The following is a 22,646-nucleotide window of genomic DNA, read 5'->3' as shown; positions in this document are numbered from 1 at the left end:
CCGGCAGGTTGCCACCTCAACCAGAGTTGAGGTCAAATCACCGGTATGCGCGTTGCTGCGGCACAGGCTCGATGTCCCTGGCTCGACCCTGCCGCCGGGGTCGCCAAAGTGGTGGACTTCCTTCAGCGGGCGGCCGCGGACCATGTCGAACTGGTCGCGTTCCCTGAGACATTCCTTTCGGGCTATCCGTTCTGGGTCGAGCAGACCGGCGGGGCCCGGTTCGACGATCCCGACCAGAAGCGCGCCTATGCCGCCTATCTGGACGCCGCCGTCGAGCTCGACGGCCCCGAACTGCGCACGATCGTCGAGGCCGCCGGTGATCTGAAGATATTCACCTATCTGGGCATCACCGAACGTGTCCGCGGCACTGTTTACTGCAGCCTTGTCGCGATCTCCCCGGACGGTGCGATCGTCGGCGTCCACCGCAAACTGATGCCCACGCACGAGGAACGGCTGGTCTGGGGCATCGGCGACGGTCACGGACTGCGTACGCATCAGGTCGGAGACTTCACGGTCGGCGGCTTGATCTGCTGGGAGAATTGGATGCCGCTGGCCCGCCACTCCCTCTATGCGCAAGGCGAGACCTTGCATGTCTCGGTCTGGCCTGGATCGTCCAGGCTTACCGGTGACATCACCCGTTTCATCGCTCTCGAAGGCCGCGTCTACTCCCTGGCTGCGGGTGCTCTGTTCTCCTATGCCGATATCCCGGCTGATTTCCCTTTCCACGATCAGCTCGCCGAACGCTCGTCCCGGTACGACGGCGGTTCGGCCATCGCCGGGCCCGACGGCCAATGGATCGCTGCTCCGGTCTCGGACGAGGAATGCCTCGTCACCGCCGACGTCGACGCCGCCGCCGTCCGCGCCGAACGTCAGAACTTCGACCCCGGCGGGCATTATGCGCGAGCCGACGTCCTCCACCTCCAGGTCGATCGCCGCCGACCCGCTACAGCGGAGTTCCTTGATTGACAATGGTGGGCAGCGCCTCGTGAGCGTTAGGGATCGGGCGGCATTTGGGGGGCTGGGGATCTCTGCCCAGGTTTCTGATCGGGTTGATCAGCAGCAGGGCGGCGACGATGCCGGCCGTCGCCGCGGTCGAGCCCAGCATGAAGGTGCGCGGGTCTATCAGGGCGGTCGCCGGGCCGGCCAGGGCCTGACCCGCCGCCATGCCCGCGACGGAACCGGCGATCTGGTAGGCGTTGACGCGGTTCAGCACGTCCGGCGCGACCTGCGTCTGGACGCTCGTCGACCACATCACCGACCAGAACGCCAGCGCGCAGCCACCGAGCAGGTGCCCGGCCATCAGCAGCGGGAGCGGCAGCTCTAGCGCGACGGTCAGCGGCACCGGGACGTAGCCGCTCACCGCAATCGCCCCGGCCGCCAGCGGTCGGCGCGGTCTGAGCCTGATCGCGACCAGCCCGCCGAGGACGGTGCCAAGGCCGAGCGCCGCCATCACCCAGCCGTAGTCGTCCCCGATGAGCTGCGACGCCAGCGGGACGGACGGGCCGATCACCAGCACGCCCCAGAACACCCAGACCAGGATGACCGACCACATCCAGCTCCTGGCCCTGAACTCGTCCCAGCCCCGCCGCAGGTCGCTGACGAGGTTGGACGGTGACGGCTTGGGGACGGCGACCCGGACCAGCAGGAGGCACACCCCGCTGACCAGGAACGTCGCGGCGTCCACTGTGTAAACGACGACCGGTCCGGCGGCGATGATGAGGACTCCGGCCAGTGCGGGGCCCGCCAGGTGGGTGAGCGCCTCGGCGATCTTCAGCGTCGCGTTGGCCCGCTGGGGGTCGTCGGCGACCAGGGGGACCATGCCGTTGACGCCCGGCTCGAACAGCCCGGCGGCCGTGCCGGACAGGAACGCCATCACCAGGAGCAGGGCGTACGGCGGAGCGCCGTCCAGGAAGGCGACGGCCACCACCCCCTGGGTGACGATCCTGACCGCGTCCGCGACGATCATCAGGCGGCGGGCGCCGATCCGGTCGGCGACGACCCCGCCGAACACCATGACCAGCACGGCGGACGCGGTCCAGAGCCCGAGCACGGAGCCGACGCCGGCGATCCCATAGACTTTCCCGATCGCCAGCGCCGAGGCGACGGGCATCATCGCGTCGCCGAGCAGCGAGATCGTGCGGGCCCCGAAGTAGAGGGTGAAGTTCCTCGTCCACATGATCCCCAATTCTGGATATTTCCAGGTCAGGGCACTGGTGTCCTAAATGACATCCTTGGGTACATTTGCGCCATGCCCCTCCCCCCGGAGTGCCCGGAAACCCCGCCGCCGCCGTCCAGCCCGCATCGCGTGGTCGCCCTGGTCGCCCCGAACCAGGAGCTCTACCCGGTCACCTCCGCGTCGGCCGTCTTCGGCTACCACGGGCCCGACATCCCCCAGCACTACAGCTTCGGCCTCTGCGCCGAACGTCCCGGCTCCCTCCCCACCACGCTCGGCGTCCCCATCCAGGTGGGCAGCGGCCTCGAAGCCCTCGACGACGCCGACACCGTGGTCATCGCGGGCTGGACGCTCGTCCCCTCGCCGGCCGTCCTCCAAGCGGTGTCCGACGCTCATGCCCGCGGGGCACGCATCGTCGCCGTCGCCGCCGGGATCTTCATCCCCGCCGCCCTCGGCCTCCTGGACGGACGCCGCGCGTCCGTCCACTGGGAGCTGTCCGGCGAGCTCGCCGCCCGCCACCCCCGCGTCGTCCCGGACGGCGCCGTCATCTACGTCGATCACGGCGACGTCGCCACCGCCGGAGCCTCCGCCGCGACCCTCGACCTCTGCCTTCACCAGGTCCTCCAGGAGCACGGCGCGGCCCACGCCATGCGCATCGGCCGCCAGCTCGCCGCCGGTCCGCACCGCGAGGGCTGCCAGCGCCAGTACCCTCCCCTCCCCACCACCGGCCCCATGCCGGACTCGCTGGCCCCTCTTCTCGAATGGCTCCTCGCGCGCCTGGACGACCCGATCACCGTCGAGGACATGGCCGCCTACTCCGGCGTCTCCCCCCGGACCCTCACCCGCCAGTTCACCGGCCGGCTCGGCGTCCCGCCCGCCCGCTGGCTGCTGGAACGCCGCCTCGCCGCCACCCGCGCCCTGCTGGAGGAGACCGACCTGCCCGTCGAGACCATCGCCGCCCGCGTCGGCCTCTCCTCGGCGGTCAACCTCCGCCGCCGCTTCCACACCGCCCTGAACACCACCCCGGCCGCCTACCGCCGCTCCTTCCGCTGATCGTCCGCGCGCCGATCCCCCCGCGACAACGGGTGATGAACAGTGTCGGTGTCATCGCGTTTAATCGAGGGGTGGACGTTGGAGAACGCATCGCGGAGCTGACCGCCGAGGTCAAGCGGCTGAACGACCTGTACTACGGCGCCGGTGACAGCCCGGTCCCGGACGCCGACTACGACGCGTTGAAGGACGAGCTGGCGGCGCTCGTCGCCGAGCATCCAGAGCTGGAACCGGCCGACAGCCCGCTCGGCAAGGTCAACGCGCCGGCGGAGCTGGCGGGCCCGACCGTGCGGCACGCTCGTCCGATGCTGTCGCTGGCGAAGGCGACGGGCGAGGAGCAGATCCGGACGTTCTGCGAGCGGTTCGGCGGCCAGGTCTTCCGGGTGTCGGAGAAGCTCGACGGGCTCTCGCTCAGCCTCGTCTACACGGACGGGAAGCTCGACTACGTCGCCACGCGCGGCACCGGCGCGGTCGGCGAGCTGGTGACCGAGAAGGTGCGGCACGTGATTCCCGGCCTGCCGGCCGAGATCGAGGCGCCCGGACGCGTCGAGGTCCGCGGCGAGGCCGTGATGCTGCGGTCGGTGTGGAGCGCCTACAACGAGGCCCACCCGGACCGGACGCTGACCAACCCGCGGTCGGGCGCCGCCGGAACGCTGGTGCTGAAAGACCCCGTGGCGGCGGCGGAAGCCAAGCGGGTGCTGCGGTTCTTCGCGTTCGGCACCGACCGCGACGGCGTCGCGATCGACGACCCGGCGGGTTTCGAGCCGGTCGCCGTGTACGTGTGCACGACCGTCGAAGAGGTGATGGACGCGATCCACGAGATCGGCGGCCGCCGCGACGGGCTGGACTACGAGATCGACGGCGCGGTCGTGCGGCTGCACGAGCCGGCGGCGTTCGACGCGGCGGGCTTCAACAGCGCCGAGCCGCGCGGGGCGATCGCGTTCAAGTACCCGCCGGAGGAGAAGCTGACGACGCTGCTGTCGGTCGAGTGGCCGGTCGGCAAGATCGGACGCGTCCCGCCGCGGGCGAAGGTCGCGCCGGTGTTCGTCGGCGGCGTGACCGTGGAGAACATCACCCTGCACAACCCGCGCCTGATCCGCGAGCGCGACCTGCGGATCGGCGACACGGTGGCGGTCGTGCGGCGCGGCGACGTGATCCCGTTCGCCGGGCGCTCCCTGCCCGAGAAACGCGACGGGAGCGAGGTCGAGATCGTCCCGCCGGAGCGCTGCCCGTCGTGCGGCTCGGAGCTGGAGGTCCGCGGCACCGGCGAGGAGCGCTGGTGCCTGAACCTGCAGTGCCCGGCGCAGGCGACGCGGCGGCTGATGCACTGGGCGTCGCGCCCGGCGGCCGACATGGAGGGCGTCGGCGACACCTGGATCGAGAAGCTCGCCGAGGACGGCGTGCTCAGGCGCCGCAGCGACTTCTACGACCTGACGGCCGAGCAGCTGCTCGGCTACGAGCGGATGGGCGAGGTCAGCGCCAGGAACATGGTCGACTCGATCGCGTCGTCCACGGGGATGGGGCTGCGGCGCGCGCTGATCGGGCTGGCGATCCCGATGGCGTCCGAGGGCACGGCCAAGCGCCTGTGCCTGGCCGGGTACGAGCGCATCGAGGACGTCGCGGCGGCGACCGTCGAGGACCTGGTGGCGATCCGCGACATCGGGCCGAAGGCGGCCGAGAGCATCGTGGCCTTCTTCGCCCGCCCCGAGGTCCGGGAGGAGATCGCGGCGCTGCGCGAGCGCGGCGTGCACCTCGACGTGCTGGACGAGGACCGCCCGGTCGACGCGATGGCCGCGGGCGACTCCCCGCTCAAGGGCAGCTCGGTCGTGATCACCGGCGCGTTCACCGACCCGCGCTCGGGCGCGAAGATCAGCCGCCCGGACGTCACGCGCCTGGTCGAGCAGGCCGCCGCGACGACCGCCTCGTCGGTCTCGGCCACCACCGACTACCTGCTCGCCGGCGACAACGTCGGCGCCGCCAAGACCGGCAAGGCCGAGAAGCTCGGAGTCACCGTCGTCGACCAGGCGCAGCTCTGGCGCTGGCTGGCCGAAGCCGGCGTCACCTGATCCCGCCTCCGCGATCACGAACAGTAGGGACGGACGGCTTTCGGCAGTGCCGGAACCGCACGTGAAAGGAGTTCGGCGGAAGCATTCAGTGTTTATAGAATGAAATGTGAAATTCACGTCGCGCTTGCGGGGGCCAGCCAATTCGGCATAGCTTCACGGCTATGCAGGTGGAACTGCGCCATTTACGGGTGCTGTGCCAGGTCGCCGAAACGGGCAGCATCACGCGCGCCGCGGCGAGCCTCGGCGTGTCCCAGCCGACGCTCAGCAACCAGCTCCGCCGCATCGAGAACGCGTTCGGCGGGCCGCTGTTCGTCCGCGGCCCGCAGGGGATCACCCCCACGGCGCTGGGACGGCACGTCCTGGCCCGGGCCCGCGGTGTGCTGGCCGACGTCGACGATCTCCTCGCCACCGTGCCGGGCGACGGGTCCCGGACCGGCATCCGGCTCGGCACGCACCCGCACATCCTGCTGGGCGAGTGGCTGCGCAGCCTGGAGAACGAGCTGCCGCACCGCACGATCAGCACCACCCTGGACTACTCCGGCGCCGTCCTGACCCGCCGCCTGGCCAACGACCAGGTCGACGTCGCCCTGATGGGACGCGTCGCCGACCACCACGCCCCGCAGTGCCCGCCGGGGATCAGCGAGCGGGTCATCACGATCGAGCCGTGCGGCATCGCGATCGCGTCCAGCCATCCGCTGGCGTCGCGGAGCCGGGTCAGCCTGGCCGATCTCGCCGGGGAGACGTGGATCCCGCCGCAGGGCGGCGACGACGGCGGCACGGCCCTGCTGCGCGCGGCCTGCGAGACGGCCGGGTTCACGCCGCGGTTCCGGTACGCCGGCGCGGACGTCAACGTCATGGTCGGGTTCGTCGCGGCCGGGTTCGCCATCGCGCTGGCGTCGCCGACCTGGCTGGCCCCCGAGGGGATCACCGTCGTCGCGCTCGCCGACCACGTCACCGACGCCTACCGGGTGCTGCGCTGGCGCACCGCCGGCATGCCGGCGGGCGAGATCGACATCCTGCACCGGACGTTCCACGATCTCTACCGGCCGATCGTCCAGCGGAACATCGCCACGCAGCGCTGGCTCGCCGACAATCCCGACGCCCGGCCCCAGATCATCGACGTCCCCGCCGCCTGATGACGTGCCCGGCAGGCCATTCGCGGCGACGGTTCAGAGGGCATAGCTCCGAGGCTATGCAGAATTAGCAGGCCCCATATGCCTCTTTGAATGCCACCCTTCAACGTGGGCGCCATTCCGAGACCCGCGAATGGACTCCCATCTCTCCACCTGCCCCCGTTCTCCCAGGAGTGCCACATGGCCCGCAGACCGCTGTATGCGAGCACCCGGTACCCGCTGGGCACGGTCACGGCCCAGATCCGAACCGGCAACCGCGCCGACCCCGGCCACCCCGGCGGCGCGCTCCCAAGCCGGACGGACGGCCAGGCGCAGGGCAACTCCATCACCCACCACGGCGACCCGGACATCGGCCGGTACCGCGTCCACGCCAACAGCGGTTCGGGCGAGTGCCCGGCCGGGTCCGGCAAGCCGTGAGACCTCCCCGGCCGCCCGTGTGCTCTCCACTCCTCCCCGCGGGCGGCCGGGGCACCATCCCTCCGGCCTAGTGGAACGAATTATTCCGTTCTGCTAGGCTGGAGGGCATGAACGAGACCACCGACTCCGGCCGGCCCGTCCTCGACGCCGCCCACGAGGCGCTGCGCGCCGCCGTCCGCGCCCTCTCCGACCAGGACCTCGGACGCCCCACCCCGTGCTCCGAATGGAACGTCGCCCAAGTCCTCCAGCACGCGGCCGGCGACCAGCTCGCCTACGCCTCCTGCATCACCGGCCAGGCCGGGCCCGACTACGACCCCTTCGAGCCGTCCGGCAAGCTCGGCGGATCGCCGATGGATTTCCTGGAGCCTTCGGTGTCGGCGAGCGCCGCCGCCTGGGCCACCGTCGACCCTGACGCCGAATCGGTGTCCGTCCCCGTCCCGCCCGGGTCCCTCACGCCCGAGACCGGCGCCGGGGCCGCCGCGCTGGACGCCGCCGTCCACGCCTGGGACATCGCCGTCGCCACCGGACGGCCGTCCCCGCTCACCCCCGAGATGGCCCGCCCGCTGCTGGACGTCGCCAGGCAGATCGTCGAGCCGCTGCGCCAGTACGGCGCCTACGCCGCGGCCATCGAGCACTCCGGCGACGACGACGTGGCCGCCCTCCTCCGCTACCTCGGCCGCGACCCGGAATGGGCGCTCACGAGTCGAGGCCGCCTCGGCTGACGAGCTGGCTCGCGATGACGTTGCGCTGGATCTCGTTCGTGCCCTCACCGACGATCATCAGCGGCGCGTCGCGGAAGTACCGCTCGACGTCGAACTCGGTCGAGTAGCCGTAGCCGCCGTGGATCCGGACGGCGTTCAGCGCGATCTGCATGGCGGTCTCGGACGCGAACAGCTTGGCCATGCCCGCCTCCATGTCCACCCGCCGCCCGGCCTCGCCCTCGCGCGCGGCGTAGAGGGTGAGCTGGCGCGCCGCCGTCAGCGACGTGGCCATGTCGGCGAGGTAGTTGCCGATCGCCTGGTGCCGCCAGATCGGCTTGCCGAACGACTCGCGCTCCTGGGCGTAGGCGAGTGAGTCCTCCAGCGCCGCCCGCCCGACGCCGAGCGCGCGGGCGGCGACCTGGAGCCTGCCCGTCTCCAGCCCCTTCATCATCTGCGCGAATCCCCTGCCCTCGGTTCCGCCGAGCACGGCGTCGATCGGGGCCCGGTAGCCGTCGAAGGCGATCTCGCAGCTCTCCACGCCCTTGTAGCCGAGTTTGGGCAGGTCGCGGGAGACCGTGAGGCCGGGCCCGTGCTCGACGAGAAGGATCGAGATGCCCTTGTGCGCGGGCGTGGCCTCGGGATCGGTCTTGCACAGCAGGGCGATCAGCTGGGAGCGCCTGGAGTTGCTGATCCAGGTCTTGGCGCCGTTGACGAGGTAGCCCCAGTCGGTCCTGCGGGCGGTGGTGCGCATCGCCTGGAGGTCGGAGCCGCCGCTCGGTTCGGTCAGCGCCATCGTCGCCCGTATCTCGCCGGTCGCCATTTTCGGCAGGTAGCGGCGTTTCTGCTCCTCCGTCCCGAAGTCCAGCAGCAGCTTGGCGACCACGGTGTGGCCGCCCATCGCACCGGCCAGGCTCATCCAGCCGCGCGCGAGTTCCTCGGTGACCAGGACGTAGCACGGCAGCGAGACGGCATTGCCGCCATATTCGTCGGGAATCGCCAGGCCGTAGATCCCGAGCCGCTTCATCTGCTCGATCAGCGCCTCGGGGTAGGCGTTCGTGTGCTCCAGTTCCCGGACGGACGGCTTGACCTCGTCGTCCACGAAGGCGCGCACGGTCTCCACGACGAGCCGCTCGTCGGAAGACAGGATGTCCAGGGTGCTCACTAGGTGCCCCTCCTCGCTCGGTCAGATCACGCCGTCTGCGCGGAGGGCGTCGATCTCCGCTGCGGTGCGTCCCAGTTCGGTCAGGATCTGTTCGGTGTGCTCTCCGGCGGCGGGCACGGGATCCATGCGCGGCTGGATTCCGGCCAGGTCAGCCGGTGGTTGGAGGGCCTGCATCATGGCGCCTGGAAGATCGACGTCGTGCCAGCGTCCGCGGTCGGCGAGCACCGGGTGGGCGACGAATTCCGGGACGCCGTTCACTCCCGCATTGGCGATTCCGGCCTCGTCCAGCGCTTCCATGACCTCATCGCCGCCGGCGCGCCGGAACCGTTCTTCGATGATCGCGTTGAGCTCGTCGCGGTGGGCGACGCGCGCGGATCCGGTGGCGAAGCGCGGGTCGTCCACCAGGTCCGGACGCTCCAGGAACCGCTCGCAGAGCGCCGCCCACTCCCGCTCGTTCTGGACGGAGAACAGCACCTGCCCGCCGTCGCCCGCCGTGTAGGCGCCGTAGGGGGCGATGGTTGCGTGCTGCGTGCCGATTCGCGGCGGCTGCGTGCCCCCGTATCGCGTGTAGTAGGCGGGCTGGCTCATCCATTCGCCCAGGGCCTCGAACAGCGAGACCTCCACAGCGCGAGCCGAGCCGGTGGTCGCGCGGGTGTAGAGCGCGGTGAGGATGCCGGAGTAGGCGTACATGCCCGCGGCGATGTCGGCGACCGACACCCCGACGCGCGCCGTCGCCCCGTCGGTGCCCGTCAAGGAGACCAGCCCGGTCTGACACTGCACGAGCAGGTCGTAGGCCTTCCGATCCGCCCACGGGCCGGACGTCCCGTACCCGGACACGGTGCACGGGATCAACGACGGATACCGGGCGGTCAGGGACGCGACGTCCAGCCCCAGCCGGTCGGCGGCGCCCGGAGCCAGGTTCTGCACGAACACGTCGGCTCCGATGAGCAGCTCGTCCAGGACCTCACGGCCGCGCGCGGACTTCACGTCCAGGGACAGCGACTCCTTGGACCGGTTGAGCCACACGAAGTAGCTCGACTGCCCGTGCACCGTCGTGTCGTAGCGCCGGGCGAAGTCCCCTCCCCCGGGCCGCTCCACTTTGATCACGCGGGCGCCGAGATCGGCGAGCTGCCGGGTGGCGAACGGCGCCGCCACGGCCTGCTCCAGGCTCACGACGGTGACGCCGGTAAGCGGACGTTCGGTCATGCCTCATCATCGATGGTCATGCTGCCCGGAGTAAAATATTGATTCCTGATATCTCCATGCCGATCGCAGATGGCGCGGTGGAACCCTTGGACGTCAAGCAGCTCAAAGCGCTCGTCACGGTCGCCGAAGTGGGGAGCGTGACCCGGGCGGCGGAGGTGCTGCACCTTGTCCAGCCCGCGGTGACGCGGCAGATCCGCGCCCTGGAGCAGGACCTGGGCGTCGCGCTATTCGAGCGGACCCGGCAGGGGATGCGTCCCACGGACGCCGGGCTCATCCTGCTCGAACGCGCCAGACGCGCCCTGAACGAGCTGGAGCGGGCCCGCGCGGAGATCCAGCCGGCGCCGGGCGCGGTCACCGGCATCGTGACCGTCGGGTTGCTCGACAGCTCCAGCGACCTGCTCGCCGAGCCGCTCGTGTCCGCCATCGCCCGCGACCACCCGGGCATCGAGCTGCGCGTGCTCACCGCGTACTCCGGGCACCTGCAGCAATGGCTGGACGACGGCGACCTAGACCTCAGCCTCCTGTACGACCTGGCCGACACCCCCTCGCTGAACGTCAAACCGCTGGTGCGCGAGAAACTGTGGGCGGTCGCGCCGCCTGCCGCCGGGCTCCGGGCCGCCGTCCCGGTCCCCTTCGAGCAGGTCGCGGCGCATCCCCTGGTGATGCCGGCCGCCGGGCACGGGCTGCGCGCGCTGATCGACGCGGCCGCCGCGCGAGCCGGGACCCCGATGAACGTCGTCGTGCAGACCAACTCCATGCACGTGCAGAAACAGCTCGTCCGAGCCGGTCATGGCTGGACCATCCTGCCCGGCGTCGGCATCGCCGAAGACGTCGCCAACGGTTCCCTGACCGCCGCGCCGCTGTCCGAACCCACGACGTGGCGCTCCATCGTGCTCGGCACACCCCGGACAGGACGCAGAGCACCCGCCACCCACGTCGTGGTCGAAGAACTGACCCGCCAGGTTCATTCAGCCCTGCGCCAGGGACTGTGGCCCTCGGCGCAACCGTCCGGCTCCTAGACCTTGGCGAATGCCGTCCGTACCTGGTCGGTGCCGGCGCCGCTCCCGAGCAGCAGGCTGAGCAGGACGCGCGCCTTCGGCCCGTCGAGGAACCCGGACGGGATCAGCCCGCGGGCGATGAGGTCGCGCTCGGACCCGGGAAAGCCGTACGTCGCCTGGAGCATGTCGCCGCCGCCCGTCCGCGAGGCCAGCACGACCGGCGCGGTCGCGGCCAGCCGCTCCAAGGCCGCGACGGTACGCGCCGGAACGTGCCCGCCGCCGAACGCCTCAACGACGACCCCGGCGTAGCCCAGCGCGCCGACCTGCTCGATGAGACGTCCGTCGTCGTCAAGGCACGTCGTCAGCAGCGCCACCGGCGGCACGGGCCCGGCGGGCATGGGGACGGCAGGCAGCGGCGGTGCGGGCCGCAGCACGATTCTGAGCCGTCCCTCGACGAGCCAGCCGACCGGACCCGCCGTCGTCGAGTGGAAGGCCGCGAGGCTGGTCGTATGGGTCTTGCTGACGAACCGCGCCGCATGGACCTCGTCGTTGAGCACCACCAGGCAGCCGAGCCCCCGCGCCTCGGGCGACGCGGCGACGTGGACGGCGGCGTGCAGGTTCGCGGGCCCGTCGGGGCTCGCCAGCGTCGGGTTGCGCATGGCCCCGGTCACGACGACCGGGTTCGGCGCGTCGATCAGCAGGTCGAGGACGAACGAGGTCTCCTCGATGGTGTCGGTCCCCTGGACGACCACGACCCCCGCCGCCCCAGCCTCGAACCGCGCCTTGATCTCCGCAGCCAAGGCGATGAGGTCCGCGAAGGCGAGGTCTCCGGACGGACATTGCCGGAAGGCCACCGCCTCCAACTCGATCGAGCCGTCCAGGCCGGGAACACCGTCCAGCAGCTCCTTGGCCCCGAGCTGCGGCACGACCCCGCCCCCACCGCCGTCCGGCGTTTCAGTGGACGCGATCGTCCCACCAAGCGAAAACACCGTGACCACCGGCGGGATCACCATTCCTGCGTGGCGGGCAGGTCGCTAACGAACTGCTTGAGCGCGGCCTCCATCGTCCATTCCATTCCACGTCGCAGAACTTCCTGGGCAGCGGCGGCGTCGCGCCGTTCGACGGCGGCGTGCGCCTCCTCCATCGAGGCGGCGGCCCGGTGGATCCGCTCGCCGTCCACGAGCATGAGCCGGCTGTACCTGGCCGATCGGACGTACATCGTGTCCAGGTTGCTCAGCATCTGCGGCCGGTTGGCGAGCGAGTAGAGGTAGCGGCGGTAGTTCCAGCTGTGCCCGACGTATTCCGGCCATTCCGCCTTGCTGTGCGCGGCGTGCTGGATCTTCTCCAGGGCGCCGCGCAGATGCTCGATGTCGTGGTCCTGTACCTGCTCGACGGCCCTGCGCGTGAGCCACCATTCCAGGCCCACCCGGATCGTCCAGACCTCCTCGAATTCCTCAAGGCTCATCGGCGCGACCCGCATGCCGGAATGCGGGCGGCTGACCACCAGTCCCGCCGCGGCGAGCTCGATCAGCGCCACCCGTACCGGCGTGATGCTGACGCCGAAGTGCGCCGCGAGCTGCCGCAACGGCAGATGGGCCCCGGGAGCGAGGTCGCCCTCGGCGATCAACCGGCGCAGTTCCTGGGCGATGCGCTGTTCCACCGTGTCGGTGACCTGCGGCTGGCCGGAGGCGTCGCTCGGCAGGTCCAGCTTGATGGCGCGAGACGACCGATCGGACGGCGACGCCTTCGCCCGCGATGACGGCTCGCTGCTCATTCTCTGCTCCTCCTGATGGGCGTACGGATGGGCGTGCGGATCGGCGTAAGGATGGGCGTACGGCTGTCGCGGATCATGACAGATCCGCCTGCCTCCGGCGATGGCGGACGAACCGCTTGATGATCTCGGCGGCGCGCTCCGGACGCTCCAGCACCAGATAGTGACCGCAGCTCTCCAGAATGTGCAGTTCCGCGTCCGGGATGGCGTTCACGGCCGTGTCGAATCCGACTCCGCTTCCGGCCGGGGCGGGCGGTGTCATCTGGTCTTCGTCGCCGCCGAGCAGCAGGGTCCGGGGCAGCCGGGGCAACAGGCCGGAAAGGTCCATCGCCTCCAGGCTCTCCGTGCCCGCGACGAACGCCGCCGGGTCGTTGGAGCCCATCGCCGTTCTCAGCCGGTCGAGGATCTCCGTGGCGTCCGGGCGATCGTAGAAGCTCCGGGAGAATCCCGCCGCGGCCGTCAGGTCGGCGGCCTGGACCATGCCGCTGTCCACCGCGCCGCGTTTCCAGGTTTGCCGCATGTGCCGGGCGGCGTTGTCGTAACGGAACAGGCAGCAGGAGAGGATCAGATCCTTCAACACTTCGGGATGGCGGGCCGCGAGCGTCGTGGCGACCAGGGCCCCCATCGAAGTGCCGTGCACGTGGACGGGACCGCCGTCCAGCCGCTCGATGAATTCGGCGAGGTAATCGGCCCACTCGGCCACGCCCAGCGGACCCTTCGCGACGCTCTCGCCGTAGCCGGGCAGGTCCACGTCGATCACGTCGAAGGAGTCGACGAGATGCGGAGTCAGCATCGCGAAGTTCCGGTAGCCGAATCCGCTCCCGTGAATGTCCAGGATCGTCGGGCCCGTCCCCCGGCGCTGGTACCAGATCACAGACCCGTCGCTCAATTCGAGCGTTCCCACGCTCACCTCCCGTTCTCGTCGTGCCAATGGCCGTGAAGCAGCGGAGAGTCAGCCATTGCGGATCAGGTCCAGCGTCTCCGCGAAAGCGTCGTGCATGGGGGTCAGCCGGTATTCGTCCCCGGCGAGTTTCTCGAAGGCGCTCACGCTGAACCGGTGCGGGAATCCCAGCCGTCCCGGTTCGGTGCGAACGGACACACCCGGGCGCAGATCCCGGACGAGGCCCACGGCGTCCTGCATGCTCGCCACCGTGCCGGGCAGGTTGTAAATTCCCTGATCGGTCTCATCAAGGCCGTTGACCAGGATGAACGCCCTGGCGACGTCGCGGACGTACTGCCAGGAGAAAACGTCGTCCCCGTACGGGACGACGGAGTCCTCGCCACGGGCGGGCCGGTCGAATAGGTGCTCGGTGAACAGGCCCTCGCCGCGTTCCTTGCCCTGCCCGTACACCAGGCCGATGCGCAGCCCGACGGTGTTGAGCCCGTACCGTTCGCGGTACGCGAGCGAAATTCCCTCGGCATACGACTTGGTGACGCCGTAGACGTTGTCAGGGCAGTGACGACTCAGCTCGGTGAATTCCTCGGCGCCGTCGTCCGCCTGCGTCTGGTGGCCGAACACCGCCATCGAACTCGCCCAGGTGAAATGGGTGACGCCGTGCGCCAGCGCGACCTCCATCAGGTTCTGGGTCCCGACGACGTTCACTTCGAGCGCGTGGTACGGATCGTCCTGCGACGCCGGGGCCAGCAGCGAGGCCAAATGAATGATCCGGCCGACGCGGTGCTCGTGCGCGATGCGCATCAGCCGTCTGAGGTCCCGGACGTCGCCCTGGACGGCCGTCACCCGCGGGGACCGCGGCGGCGTCCCGGCGGCGGGCGCGTGGTCCAGCGCGACGACGTCGGCTCCGGCGGAGACCAGCTCGCGCACCACGTACCTGCCGACGAAACCGGACGCGCCCGTGACCAGGGTCGTCATCGGATCAGACCTTCCTCTCGCGTAGCGGCCGAGAACCGTCCGCCGTACCTTCGGAGCAGGCGGACGAAGACGCGGTCGGCGCACAGCCCCAGCGCGCCCAAAGTGATCAGCGCGGCGAAGACGCCGCGGACGTCGGTGTTGGCGGTCCCCTCGGTGATCAGGACGCCGAGTCCCGACTCGGCGCCGAGCATCTCGGCCGTGACGACCGTCATGAAGGCGTTCCCGAGCGCGATGCGCACGCCGGAGAAGATGTAGGGGAGGCTCGCGGGCAGCCGCACGGCGAAGAACAGCCTGAGCGGGCCCGCGCCGTACGTGCGCGCCATCCGGATCATGTCGCGCGGGACGGCCTTCACCCCGGCGGCCGTGTTCACGGCGACGACGAACACCGAGGTGTAGACGATCAGCGCGACCTTGGACGTCTCCCCGGACCCCAGCCACAGCAGCGCCGGAGCGAACCAGGCCAGCGGCGGGATGAACCGGAACACGTTGATGAACGGTTCGAGCAGGGCCTCCAGCACCCGGCTCGACCCCGACAGCAGGCCCAGCAGGACGCCGGCCAGGGAACCGGCGAGCAGGCCCGCCATCACGCGCAGGACGCTGGCGACCGACGCTGTCCAGATGTTCCCGCTGGTCAGGCCGTCGAGCAGCGTGGAGCCCGTGTCCGCGGGTCCGGGGAACAGCAGCGGCTTGCCGTAGGCGCGGGAGACGACCTCCCACCCGATGAGGATCACGCAGAGGCCGGCGACGGCCACGGGCGCCCCGCGCAGCCTGGCCCGCCGCGCCCGCTTGGCGGCGGCGCGCCGCGCCCGATTCGCCGCGCCGTCGCCGGTCCTGGCCCGTGTCGTCGCGCTCACGTGTTCACCTGCCCGGCGTAGAAGCGGGCGAGGCCGCGGTGGATGACGACGCTGAACACCCGGTCGGCCAGCAGCCCGGCCGCGCCGAGCAGCAGGATCCCGGCGAACATCGTCGCGGTGTCGAAGAAGACGCGCGAGTCGTAGATCAGGAAGCCGATGCCGTCGTTGCCCGCCACCATCTCCGCCGCGACGACGCTCATGAACGCGTAGCCCAGCGACAGGCGCATGCCGGTGACGATGTACGGCACGGCGCTCGGCAGGACGATCGAGAGCTGGATGCGCAGCCGGGACGCCCCGAACGTGCGCGCCATCCGCACCTTGTTGACCGGCACCTGGGTCAGGCCCGTCAGGGTGTTGATGGCCACCGGGAAGACCGTCGCGTAGACCACGATGAACCGCAGCGAGCCCTCGCCCACGCCCAGCCAGATGGTGGCCGGGACGATCCAGGCCACCGGCGTCACCGACCGGAGGAAATGGACGACCGGTTCGAGCGTCAGCGCGACGGCCCGGACGCTGCCGATCAGCCCGCCGATCGCGATCCCGAGGGCGCTGCCCAGCGCGAACCCGACGATCACCCGCCGCAGCGTGATGAGCAGCTGGTCGCGCCGCTCCGGATCGGACAGCACGTCGCCCAGCGCCGACAGGCAGGTCAGCGGCGTGGGGAAGATCAGCAGGTTGTCCTTCAGCAGCGCCGCGCCATGCCAGGCGAGCACCGCCAGCAGGACGGCGAGGACGTTCAGGGAGAGCCGCTGCCAGCGCCAGCGCCCGGCGGCGGCTGTCCCCGCCCCGGCCCGGTTCACCTGGCCTCCCCGGCGGCGGCCGGTGGACGGGACTTCGCGGCCGTGACCGCCTCCTCCACCTCCCGGTACAGTTCCGCGAACTCCGCGGCGCCGCGTGCGCGCGGCCGCGGCAGCGGGTTGTCCATCACCGTCTGCAGCCGCGCGGCCGGTCCGGAGGTCATCACCCCGATCCGGTCGCCGAGGATGAGCGCCTCGGAGATGTCGTGCGTGATGAACAGGACCGTCCGCTGCGACTGCTCCCACAGGCGGGCCAGCGCGTCCTGCAAGGTGGTGCGGGTCTGCGCGTCCAGGGCGCCGAACGGCTCGTCCATCAGCAGGACGGGCGCGTCCACCACCAGGGCGCGGGCGATCTGGACGCGCTGCTTCATCCCGCCCGACAGCTCGTGCGGGAACTTGCCCTGCTGCCCGTCCAGCTCGACCATTTCCAGCGCGTGCTCCACGCGCCGCTTCCGCTCGGCGGCGGGAGTGCGCAGCGCCCGCAGCCCGAACTCGACGTTGTGCCGGACGTTCAGCCAGCCGAGCAGGGAGTCGTCCCCCTGGAAGATGACCGCGCGGTCGGGACCGGGGCCGCTGACCGGCTTGCCGTCCATGCGGATCGAGCCCGTGGACGGACGCTCGAAGCCCGCGACCTGGTTGAGGATCGTGGTCTTCCCGCATCCGCTGGGCCCGAGCAGGACGAAGAACTCCCCGCGCCGCAGCTCCAGGCTGACGTCCTGGAGGATCGGCTGGGGGCTGCCGGGATACGCGAACGAGACGTCGTCGATGACGACGAATGCCTCGTCGGACGGACGCGACTGCGAATCCGTGATCGGTGGGGTCATGCGCGGCCTCTCCCGTCGGCTGTGGTGTCAGGGTCTAGCGCGGCGATCAGTCGTTCCCCCGCGAGGGCGACGTGCGAATCGGGGTCGGGCACGGTGGTGCTCAGCACGACGCCGTCGATCCCGGTCTGCCGCTGGAACGCGCGCAGGCGTTCGGCGACGGCGCCCGCGGTGCCCACCGCCGCGAAGCGCTCGAACAGGTACGCCTCTTCCTCCGGGTGGTCGTCCAGGAGCCGCTCGTTGGCCCCGTCCGCCTTGGCGTGCGCGGAGAAGTCGTAGCGGGCGAACGCCTGCTCCAGCCCCGGACGCAGCCGGGCCGGGACGTCCCGGGCGGCCATGTCGACGCCGATGGCGTGCCGGGCCACCGCGAGGACCGAGGCGCGCACGGCCTCGCGCGCCCGCGCCGCCTCGTCCTCGCGTTCCACCAGGTGGCCGATCAGGAAGACCCGCGCGCTCACCGGGCGGCCCGCCGCCTCGATGAGCCGCCGCGTCCAGGACGCGGACAGGCCGCCGCCGAGCACCAGCCCGTCGATGCCGGTGGCCATCATCGAGGCGGCCCTCGGTCCGCTCGCCGCCAGTTCCAGCGTCACGCCGTCCGGCGCCGCGCCGCGGATCGTCTGCAGCCCGAGCCGCACCTGCTCGGCCGGGGCCGGTCGCAGCCCGACGCTGTGCACCGCCGAGTCGCCCGCGCCCATGACGACCGCCAGCCGCTCCGGGGAGTACAGCTCCGCGAGCGCGGCGACGTCCGCCGCGTGCACGGACGGGTGCCGGGTGACCGGGTTCGTGACGAACGGACCGACCTTGATCCGCGACGTCCTGGACAGGATCAGCTGCACCGTGGGGTACATGGCGCCGAACAGGTGCGACGAGTCCGCGACCCCGAACCGCTCGATGCCGGTGCTCTCGGCGATCTGTGCCAGGCGCAGCGCCCGGGACGGCGACGCCGGCAGGTGTGAGATCCCGATTTCCACGAGTCGTGCCTCCGCGTGGCAGGTCGTTACCGGTCGGACTCTTGGACCCAGGTCGTCTCGACCAGGCTCTTGGCGTCCACGCGGGACTTGATGTTCTTGCGCTGCAGCTGGTAGTCGGCGATCGCCTGGATCTGCTCGATGCTCTTCGGGTCGAACGCGAGGCTGAAGTCGACCTGGGCCAGGATCTTCCGGACCGCCGCGTCGTCCGTCATCCCGGTGAGCTCCTTGGCGAACGCGACGACCTCCGCCTCGTTGGCCTTCATGTAGGCGGCCGTCTCGCGCAGCCCGCGCAGGACGCGCAGCGCCGTGTCCTTGTCCTCGTAGACCTTCGGGCCCGCCGACACGTAACCGTAGAACGGGAGCAGGCCGTCGTCGCCGCCCCACCAGGTCACCTTCGCGCCGCCGCGACTGGCCACCGCCTTGGAGACGTTGGGCTCGAAGTGGATGACGGCGTTGGCCTTGCCCTGCGCGAACGACGGGACGAGCTGCGCGAACTTGGCGTCCAGCACCTTGATCTTGGACCGGTCCAGCCCGTGGTGCGCCACGAACCGGTCGAACCAGTAGTTGGCGGTGGAGTTCGACTGGAACCCGACGGTCTTGCCTTCGAGGTCGGACGGCTTGCTGATGCTGCCGTCGGTGACGAAGCCCCACCACTGGGCGGACGTCGCGTTGTGCCCGATGACCTTCACCCGCGCCTTCCGCGCCGCCAGGCTGACGACGGGGAACCCCGCCACCGTGGTGAAGTCCGCCTGGCCGGTCGCCACGGCCTCCGTGCCCTCCACGCCGGTCGGGTACTTCTGGAGCTTGGCGTCCAGCCCCTGCTTCTTCAGGAAGCCCTTCTGCACCGCGAAGTACAGCGGTATCCCGAAGAAGTCCGGCTGGGTCGCGACGGTGATCTTCTTCGCGCCGCCGTCGCCCTCCGAGCCGTCCCCGCCGCAACCGGCGAGGACGAGTGACGCACCGATCAGCACCGAACCGAGAGCGCGTGCCCGAATCCTCATGAACCCCTCGCTTTCCGGCGGCGCGACGCGGGCCCGTGGCCGGGTCCGCGCGAGTTCGCTCCTCTGACCGCCACCGATGCCCACGGTCACGTGGAAGTGGCGCCGCTCACGTCCGGCGGATGTTGTCACATACAACATCTGCCCGTCAATGGGCGGCCAAGGGGAGTTCAAGCGCAGACCGGACGCCGGAGGACGCCGCACGGCACACTGCCTGACCTGCGGTCCCACCGGCAGAGCGCACCAACCGACCGTCAGGTGATCAAGCGCGCGTCCCAGACGACCGTCAGGCGAGCCACCGAAAGTCAGGCGAAGAGGGCGACGAACCGCCAGTCGAGAACGTCGGCCGGTGCCGCATCAGCGCCGACCGACCGGACGAGCGAGCGCAGATGCACAAGCCCGCCCTGCGCGAGGGGCTCGGTCCGCTCGACCTCGATGGTGCTGGTCAGCGTGTCCCCCTCGCGGACCGGGCCGACGTGGTCGCAGCCGTGCCAGCCGACGACGGTGACGAGGTTCGGCAGCGCCCGGACCGCCTGGTGCAGGGCGATGCCGATGGTGTGCCCGCCGTAGACCAGCCGCCCCTGGTCGCCGGAGGTGGCGTCGTGGTGCACCTTGGCGACGTTCAGCGTGAGACGGGCCAGCTCAGGCGCCGACGACACGACGTCCCCGCCGGTCACCTCGTAGACGTCCCCCCGGGCGAGCCCGGCGAAATGGCGGCCGGGCAGCGCGTCCCGGTAGGCGGCGAGATCCCATCCGGACGCGACCGCGGCCATCTCGTCCTGTCCGGGGTCGGTACCGAGCGCGGACAGGTCGTCGGCGTGCCCGGTCTCGGCTGCCTGGTCCCGGAGGGGCAGCATGGCGCAGCGCCAGAAGTCCAGGATCGGGCGGCCGTCCTGGTCGGCCGTGCTGATCCGCAGTGCGGCCAGGCCGGTGGCGGGCCGTCCGGGACGCCGGGAGTTCTGCCGGAGGCCGACGACCTCGGTGGTCGTGCGGAGGGTGTCACCCAGCCGAGGCGCCCGCCGGAAGACGACCCCCCGGTAGAAGAGGTTCGCGACGACCGTGTGCGTGGCCGTCGTCGACTGGCCGATGGCGACGTCCCAGACGAGGTTCGGCGCGGCCAGGACGCCGTCGCCGAGCACCCGCCCGGACAGCCCGTGATCCAGGACGAGCGGCGACCGGCACCCGACGATGGCCTGATGGGCGGCGGCCAGCCCCTCGGTGAGGGTCCGCGCGGGACCGTCCTCGAACCGCAGCCCGTGGTGGAGGTCCTCGAAGTACGGACCGTCGACCGTTTCCACGCGCGGGCTCACCATCGGCCACCTCCGGGCCCGAACGTAGCAAACCCGTGTTTGCGCAGGCGGTAGCGGGTGGAGCCGCTACCGCCTGCGGCACGGCCGATGCTCGTCAGGTGGTGCGAGCGGTCGTCAGGTGGTGGCTTCCAGGACGTCGCGGAGTTTGCGGGCGAAGGCTTCGGGCTGCCCCGTCTGGCCGAATTCGCCGCCCATGAAGCCCGCGTGATGGCTGGGGAACACCGTCGCCTGCTGGCCAAGAAGTTCGGCCATCGCCAGTGAGGCGCGTCCGGTGAAGGCGGTCAGGGACTCCTCGCCCACCGCGACCACGACCCGCGTCGGCGCCGCGGTCAGCGCCTCGACGTCGGGCTCGTAGCTGCTGACCGCCCACGACCGGTCGGACAGCAGCGGGTCGTCGCGGGAACCGTCGTCCTCGGTGGGCATCCCGAATTCGGCGGCGTCCGGCACGGGCTGGGCGAAGTAGTCGTCGGTGTACTCGCCCTGCCAGGTCGTCATCGCGATGAAGGCCGCCATGCCCGCGCCCCAGCCCTTGGCCTGGTAGACGTCCCGGACGCCGACCCGGGCACGTTCCACGGCCGGCGCGTCGGGCACCACCGAGATGAGCGGCGGCTCGTGCGCGACCAGTGTGGTCACGTCGCCGGGGTGGGCCGTCACGAGGGCGAACGCGGTCACCGCGCCGCCGCTGCTGCCGAACATCTCGACCGGGCCCGCGCCGAGCTCGGCGATGAGGGCGTGCAGGTCGGCGGCCTGCGTCTCGGGCGTGTTGTCGGTCCGGCCGTCCGTGCGGGCGCTGCGCCCCAGGCCGCGCGGGTCGTAGGTGATCACGGTCCGCTCGGGGAAGTGGGACGCGAGCGTGCCGAAGCCGCTCGCGTCCATCGGCTGGCCGATCAGGACGAGCGGCGGGCGCCCGCCGGCGGTCGGCAGCGGGCCGCGGACGTCGTAGACGAGGTCCACGCCGGGAATCCGAAGTGTGTGCGTGCTCATGCCCCTATCGACTTCCCGCACCTCCAGAACTCATCGGGCCCAGGGCCGCGCTTCGCGGATTGATCGCAGGTGGGGCCTTGCGCACGCCTGCGATGACGGGGCGAGGGCGTAGACTCGTGGTGACGAGGGTTCACTAGATGCGGGCGGCCAAGCCCGCATCCCCTGGTTTCTCGATTCTCGGTCCTTCGCGGGCCAGACAGGTCCGGCGCTATGACGCCGCAACACCATCCCGTCCCGACGGCCGGGGCCGACCTCACCTGTGAACGGTTCGCCGACCACACCGTCGTCGCCATCAGCGGCGAGCTCGACGTGTCCACCACCCCGGCCCTGCGGGAGCGCCTGTACGTCGCGCTGCGCGACCCCGGCATGCACGTGATCATCGACCTGTCGGGCATGACGTTCTGCGACGCGTCCGGGCTGGCGATGCTCGTCGGCGCGCGGCGCCGGCTCGAGGGGGGCGGGACGCCGCTGATCCTCGCCCGCCCGCGTCCGCACACGGCCAGGCTGCTGCGGGTCACCGGACTGTCCCGCGTTTTCACCGTCCGCTCCCCCGCCGCCTGGGCGCGGACCGGCGACTCGGCCCCGCGATCGGCCGCGGCCTGATCGCCGCGGGGTCCGCCCGGGCATCGGGCACAGACCCGGCGGGCGCCGGGACTTGGCGGGGTCGGCCTCCGGAAGGAGGAGGAAGCGTGGTGACGACATGACCGCCGACGATCTGACCGCTGACGATCTGACCGCCCCGGGCTGGGGCCCGCCGAACGGGTCCCGCGGCGCGGACAACAGCCCGCGCGTGGCCGCGTCGCTCGACCTGATGGCGGCCGTCCTGGACGGAGTCGCCCTGCCCGACCTGCTGACCCGCATGGCCGAGCTGGCCCGCGGCATGGCGGGCGTTCCGCTGGCGTTCATCGCGCTGCCCGCCGAAGACGCCCTCACCCTGCGGATCGACATCGCGGTCGGCGTGGAAGGCGACCGCATCCGCGGGCTGACGGTGCGGCGCGGCCGCTCGATGCTCGGCCGGGCGTTCAGCTCCCGCCGGGCCCTGTCCGCGCGGATCGTGGCCGACCAGACGCTCAGCACCCTGCCGGCAGGCCCGATCCTGATCCTGCCGCTGGACACCGGGGAGGCGACGCGCGGAGTGCTCGCCGTCCTCGGCCGGCCGGGCGCGGAGCCGTTCAGCCCGTCCGCCGCCCGCCAGCTGCTGCTGTTCGCCGACACGGCCGCCCGCCTGGTCCAGCTCGCCGAGGACCGGCGCGCGACCGTCCGGCCGGATCCCGCGGTCGTGCAGATGGGCTCGCTCCACCCGCCGCTGCCCAGGCAGCTGTGACGCCGGCGGAACTAGTTCTGGCCTAGGGCGGGCGATG

The 22,646-nt window shown here is 71.2% G+C and carries 23 protein-coding genes; 9 read left to right on the top strand and 14 right to left on the bottom strand.

Going from position 1 to position 22,646, the window contains the following annotated elements; all coding sequences use genetic code 11:
• The first annotated feature begins 45 nt into the window (after positions 1 to 45).
• Positions 46 to 966: a carbon-nitrogen hydrolase family protein gene (locus ACH35V_RS03855; protein ID WP_395970110.1), complete on the top strand. Its 921-nt coding sequence runs from the start codon at positions 46 to 48 to the stop codon at positions 964 to 966.
• Here ACH35V_RS03855 and ACH35V_RS03850 read toward each other — a convergent pair.
• Complete coding sequence (locus ACH35V_RS03850) at positions 944 to 2,176, bottom strand: MFS transporter (protein ID WP_395970109.1); 1,233 nt, start codon at positions 2,174 to 2,176, stop codon at positions 944 to 946. The genes ACH35V_RS03855 and ACH35V_RS03850 overlap by 23 nt on opposite strands.
• A 72-nt stretch (positions 2,177 to 2,248) precedes the next feature.
• Between ACH35V_RS03850 and ACH35V_RS03845 the strand changes: the two genes are divergently transcribed.
• From ACH35V_RS03845 to ACH35V_RS03825, 5 genes are all read left to right on the top strand, one after another.
• Entirely contained in the window at positions 2,249 to 3,226 is a 978-nt protein-coding gene (locus ACH35V_RS03845) for a GlxA family transcriptional regulator (RefSeq protein WP_395970108.1), read from the top strand.
• Between the two features lie 71 nt (positions 3,227 to 3,297).
• Complete coding sequence (gene ligA / locus ACH35V_RS03840; protein WP_395970107.1) at positions 3,298 to 5,289, top strand: NAD-dependent DNA ligase LigA; 1,992 nt, start codon at positions 3,298 to 3,300, stop codon at positions 5,287 to 5,289.
• Positions 5,290 to 5,450: 161 nt separating this feature from the next.
• Positions 5,451 to 6,425, top strand: a complete 975-nt coding sequence (locus tag ACH35V_RS03835) for a LysR family transcriptional regulator (RefSeq protein WP_395970106.1) — start codon at positions 5,451 to 5,453, stop codon at positions 6,423 to 6,425.
• A gap of 177 nt (positions 6,426 to 6,602) precedes the next feature.
• On the top strand, positions 6,603 to 6,839 hold the full coding sequence (locus ACH35V_RS03830) for a hypothetical protein (RefSeq protein ID WP_395970105.1): 237 nt from the start codon (positions 6,603 to 6,605) through the stop codon (positions 6,837 to 6,839).
• 107 nt (positions 6,840 to 6,946) lie between these two features.
• Entirely contained in the window at positions 6,947 to 7,561 is a 615-nt protein-coding gene (locus ACH35V_RS03825) for a TIGR03086 family metal-binding protein (protein WP_395970104.1), read from the top strand.
• Here the strand turns inward: ACH35V_RS03825 and ACH35V_RS03820 are convergent.
• Positions 7,536 to 8,702: an acyl-CoA dehydrogenase family protein gene (locus ACH35V_RS03820; RefSeq protein ID WP_395970103.1), complete on the bottom strand. Its 1,167-nt coding sequence runs from the start codon at positions 8,700 to 8,702 to the stop codon at positions 7,536 to 7,538. The two genes, ACH35V_RS03825 and ACH35V_RS03820, sit on opposite strands and share 26 nt — an antisense overlap.
• A gap of 21 nt (positions 8,703 to 8,723) precedes the next feature.
• A complete protein-coding gene (locus ACH35V_RS03815; protein WP_395970102.1) occupies positions 8,724 to 9,908 on the bottom strand; it encodes a CaiB/BaiF CoA transferase family protein in 1,185 nt (394 codons plus the stop codon).
• 56 nt (positions 9,909 to 9,964) lie between these two features.
• Here ACH35V_RS03815 and ACH35V_RS03810 point away from each other — a divergent pair, with 56 nt between their 5' ends.
• A complete protein-coding gene (locus ACH35V_RS03810; RefSeq protein ID WP_395970101.1) occupies positions 9,965 to 10,927 on the top strand; it encodes a LysR family transcriptional regulator in 963 nt (320 codons plus the stop codon).
• Here ACH35V_RS03810 and ACH35V_RS03805 read toward each other — a convergent pair.
• From ACH35V_RS03805 to ACH35V_RS03755, 11 genes are all read right to left on the bottom strand, one after another.
• A complete protein-coding gene (locus ACH35V_RS03805; RefSeq protein WP_395970100.1) occupies positions 10,924 to 11,895 on the bottom strand; it encodes an asparaginase in 972 nt (323 codons plus the stop codon). The two genes, ACH35V_RS03810 and ACH35V_RS03805, sit on opposite strands and share 4 nt — an antisense overlap.
• Positions 11,896 to 11,912: 17 nt before the next feature.
• On the bottom strand, positions 11,913 to 12,680 hold the full coding sequence (locus ACH35V_RS03800) for a GntR family transcriptional regulator (protein ID WP_395970099.1): 768 nt from the start codon (positions 12,678 to 12,680) through the stop codon (positions 11,913 to 11,915).
• A gap of 73 nt (positions 12,681 to 12,753) precedes the next feature.
• Positions 12,754 to 13,581 carry an alpha/beta fold hydrolase gene (locus tag ACH35V_RS03795; protein WP_395970098.1) on the bottom strand — a complete coding sequence of 276 codons (828 nt, stop codon included), beginning with the start codon at positions 13,579 to 13,581 and terminating at the stop codon, positions 12,754 to 12,756.
• A gap of 48 nt (positions 13,582 to 13,629) precedes the next feature.
• Positions 13,630 to 14,550 (bottom strand): NAD-dependent epimerase/dehydratase family protein, encoded by a 921-nt coding sequence (locus ACH35V_RS03790; RefSeq protein WP_395970097.1) that lies wholly within the window; start codon positions 14,548 to 14,550, stop codon positions 13,630 to 13,632.
• Positions 14,547 to 15,404, bottom strand: a complete 858-nt coding sequence (locus ACH35V_RS03785; RefSeq protein WP_395970096.1) for an ABC transporter permease — start codon at positions 15,402 to 15,404, stop codon at positions 14,547 to 14,549. The genes ACH35V_RS03790 and ACH35V_RS03785 overlap by 4 nt, the downstream gene beginning before the upstream one ends.
• Entirely contained in the window at positions 15,401 to 16,204 is an 804-nt protein-coding gene (locus ACH35V_RS03780; RefSeq protein ID WP_395970095.1) for an ABC transporter permease, read from the bottom strand. Before ACH35V_RS03780 ends, ACH35V_RS03785 begins: the two co-directional genes overlap by 4 nt.
• On the bottom strand, positions 16,201 to 17,025 hold the full coding sequence (locus ACH35V_RS03775) for an ABC transporter ATP-binding protein (protein WP_395970094.1): 825 nt from the start codon (positions 17,023 to 17,025) through the stop codon (positions 16,201 to 16,203). The genes ACH35V_RS03780 and ACH35V_RS03775 overlap by 4 nt, the downstream gene beginning before the upstream one ends.
• A complete protein-coding gene (locus ACH35V_RS03770) occupies positions 17,022 to 17,993 on the bottom strand; it encodes an LLM class flavin-dependent oxidoreductase (protein WP_395970093.1) in 972 nt (323 codons plus the stop codon). Before ACH35V_RS03770 ends, ACH35V_RS03775 begins: the two co-directional genes overlap by 4 nt.
• 26 nt (positions 17,994 to 18,019) lie before the next feature.
• Positions 18,020 to 18,994, bottom strand: a complete 975-nt coding sequence (locus tag ACH35V_RS03765; protein ID WP_395970092.1) for an ABC transporter substrate-binding protein — start codon at positions 18,992 to 18,994, stop codon at positions 18,020 to 18,022.
• 302 nt (positions 18,995 to 19,296) lie between these two features.
• Positions 19,297 to 20,289 (bottom strand): MaoC family dehydratase, encoded by a 993-nt coding sequence (locus ACH35V_RS03760; protein WP_395970091.1) that lies wholly within the window; start codon positions 20,287 to 20,289, stop codon positions 19,297 to 19,299.
• 126 nt (positions 20,290 to 20,415) lie between these two features.
• Positions 20,416 to 21,285 carry an alpha/beta fold hydrolase gene (locus ACH35V_RS03755; RefSeq protein ID WP_395970090.1) on the bottom strand — a complete coding sequence of 290 codons (870 nt, stop codon included), beginning with the start codon at positions 21,283 to 21,285 and terminating at the stop codon, positions 20,416 to 20,418.
• Positions 21,286 to 21,495: 210 nt separating this feature from the next.
• Between ACH35V_RS03755 and ACH35V_RS03750 the strand changes: the two genes are divergently transcribed.
• Positions 21,496 to 21,888, top strand: coding sequence for an STAS domain-containing protein (locus ACH35V_RS03750; protein WP_395970089.1), 393 nt, complete (start codon positions 21,496 to 21,498; stop codon positions 21,886 to 21,888).
• 97 nt (positions 21,889 to 21,985) lie between these two features.
• On the top strand, positions 21,986 to 22,609 hold the full coding sequence (locus ACH35V_RS03745; protein ID WP_395970088.1) for a GAF domain-containing protein: 624 nt from the start codon (positions 21,986 to 21,988) through the stop codon (positions 22,607 to 22,609).
• Positions 22,610 to 22,646: the final 37 nt, after the last annotated feature.

This window comes from Actinomadura sp. 1N219, from assembly GCF_044326405.1.
Classification (GTDB): domain Bacteria; phylum Actinomycetota; class Actinomycetes; order Streptosporangiales; family Streptosporangiaceae; genus Spirillospora.
This window is presented reverse-complemented; position numbering and strand designations above follow the sequence as displayed.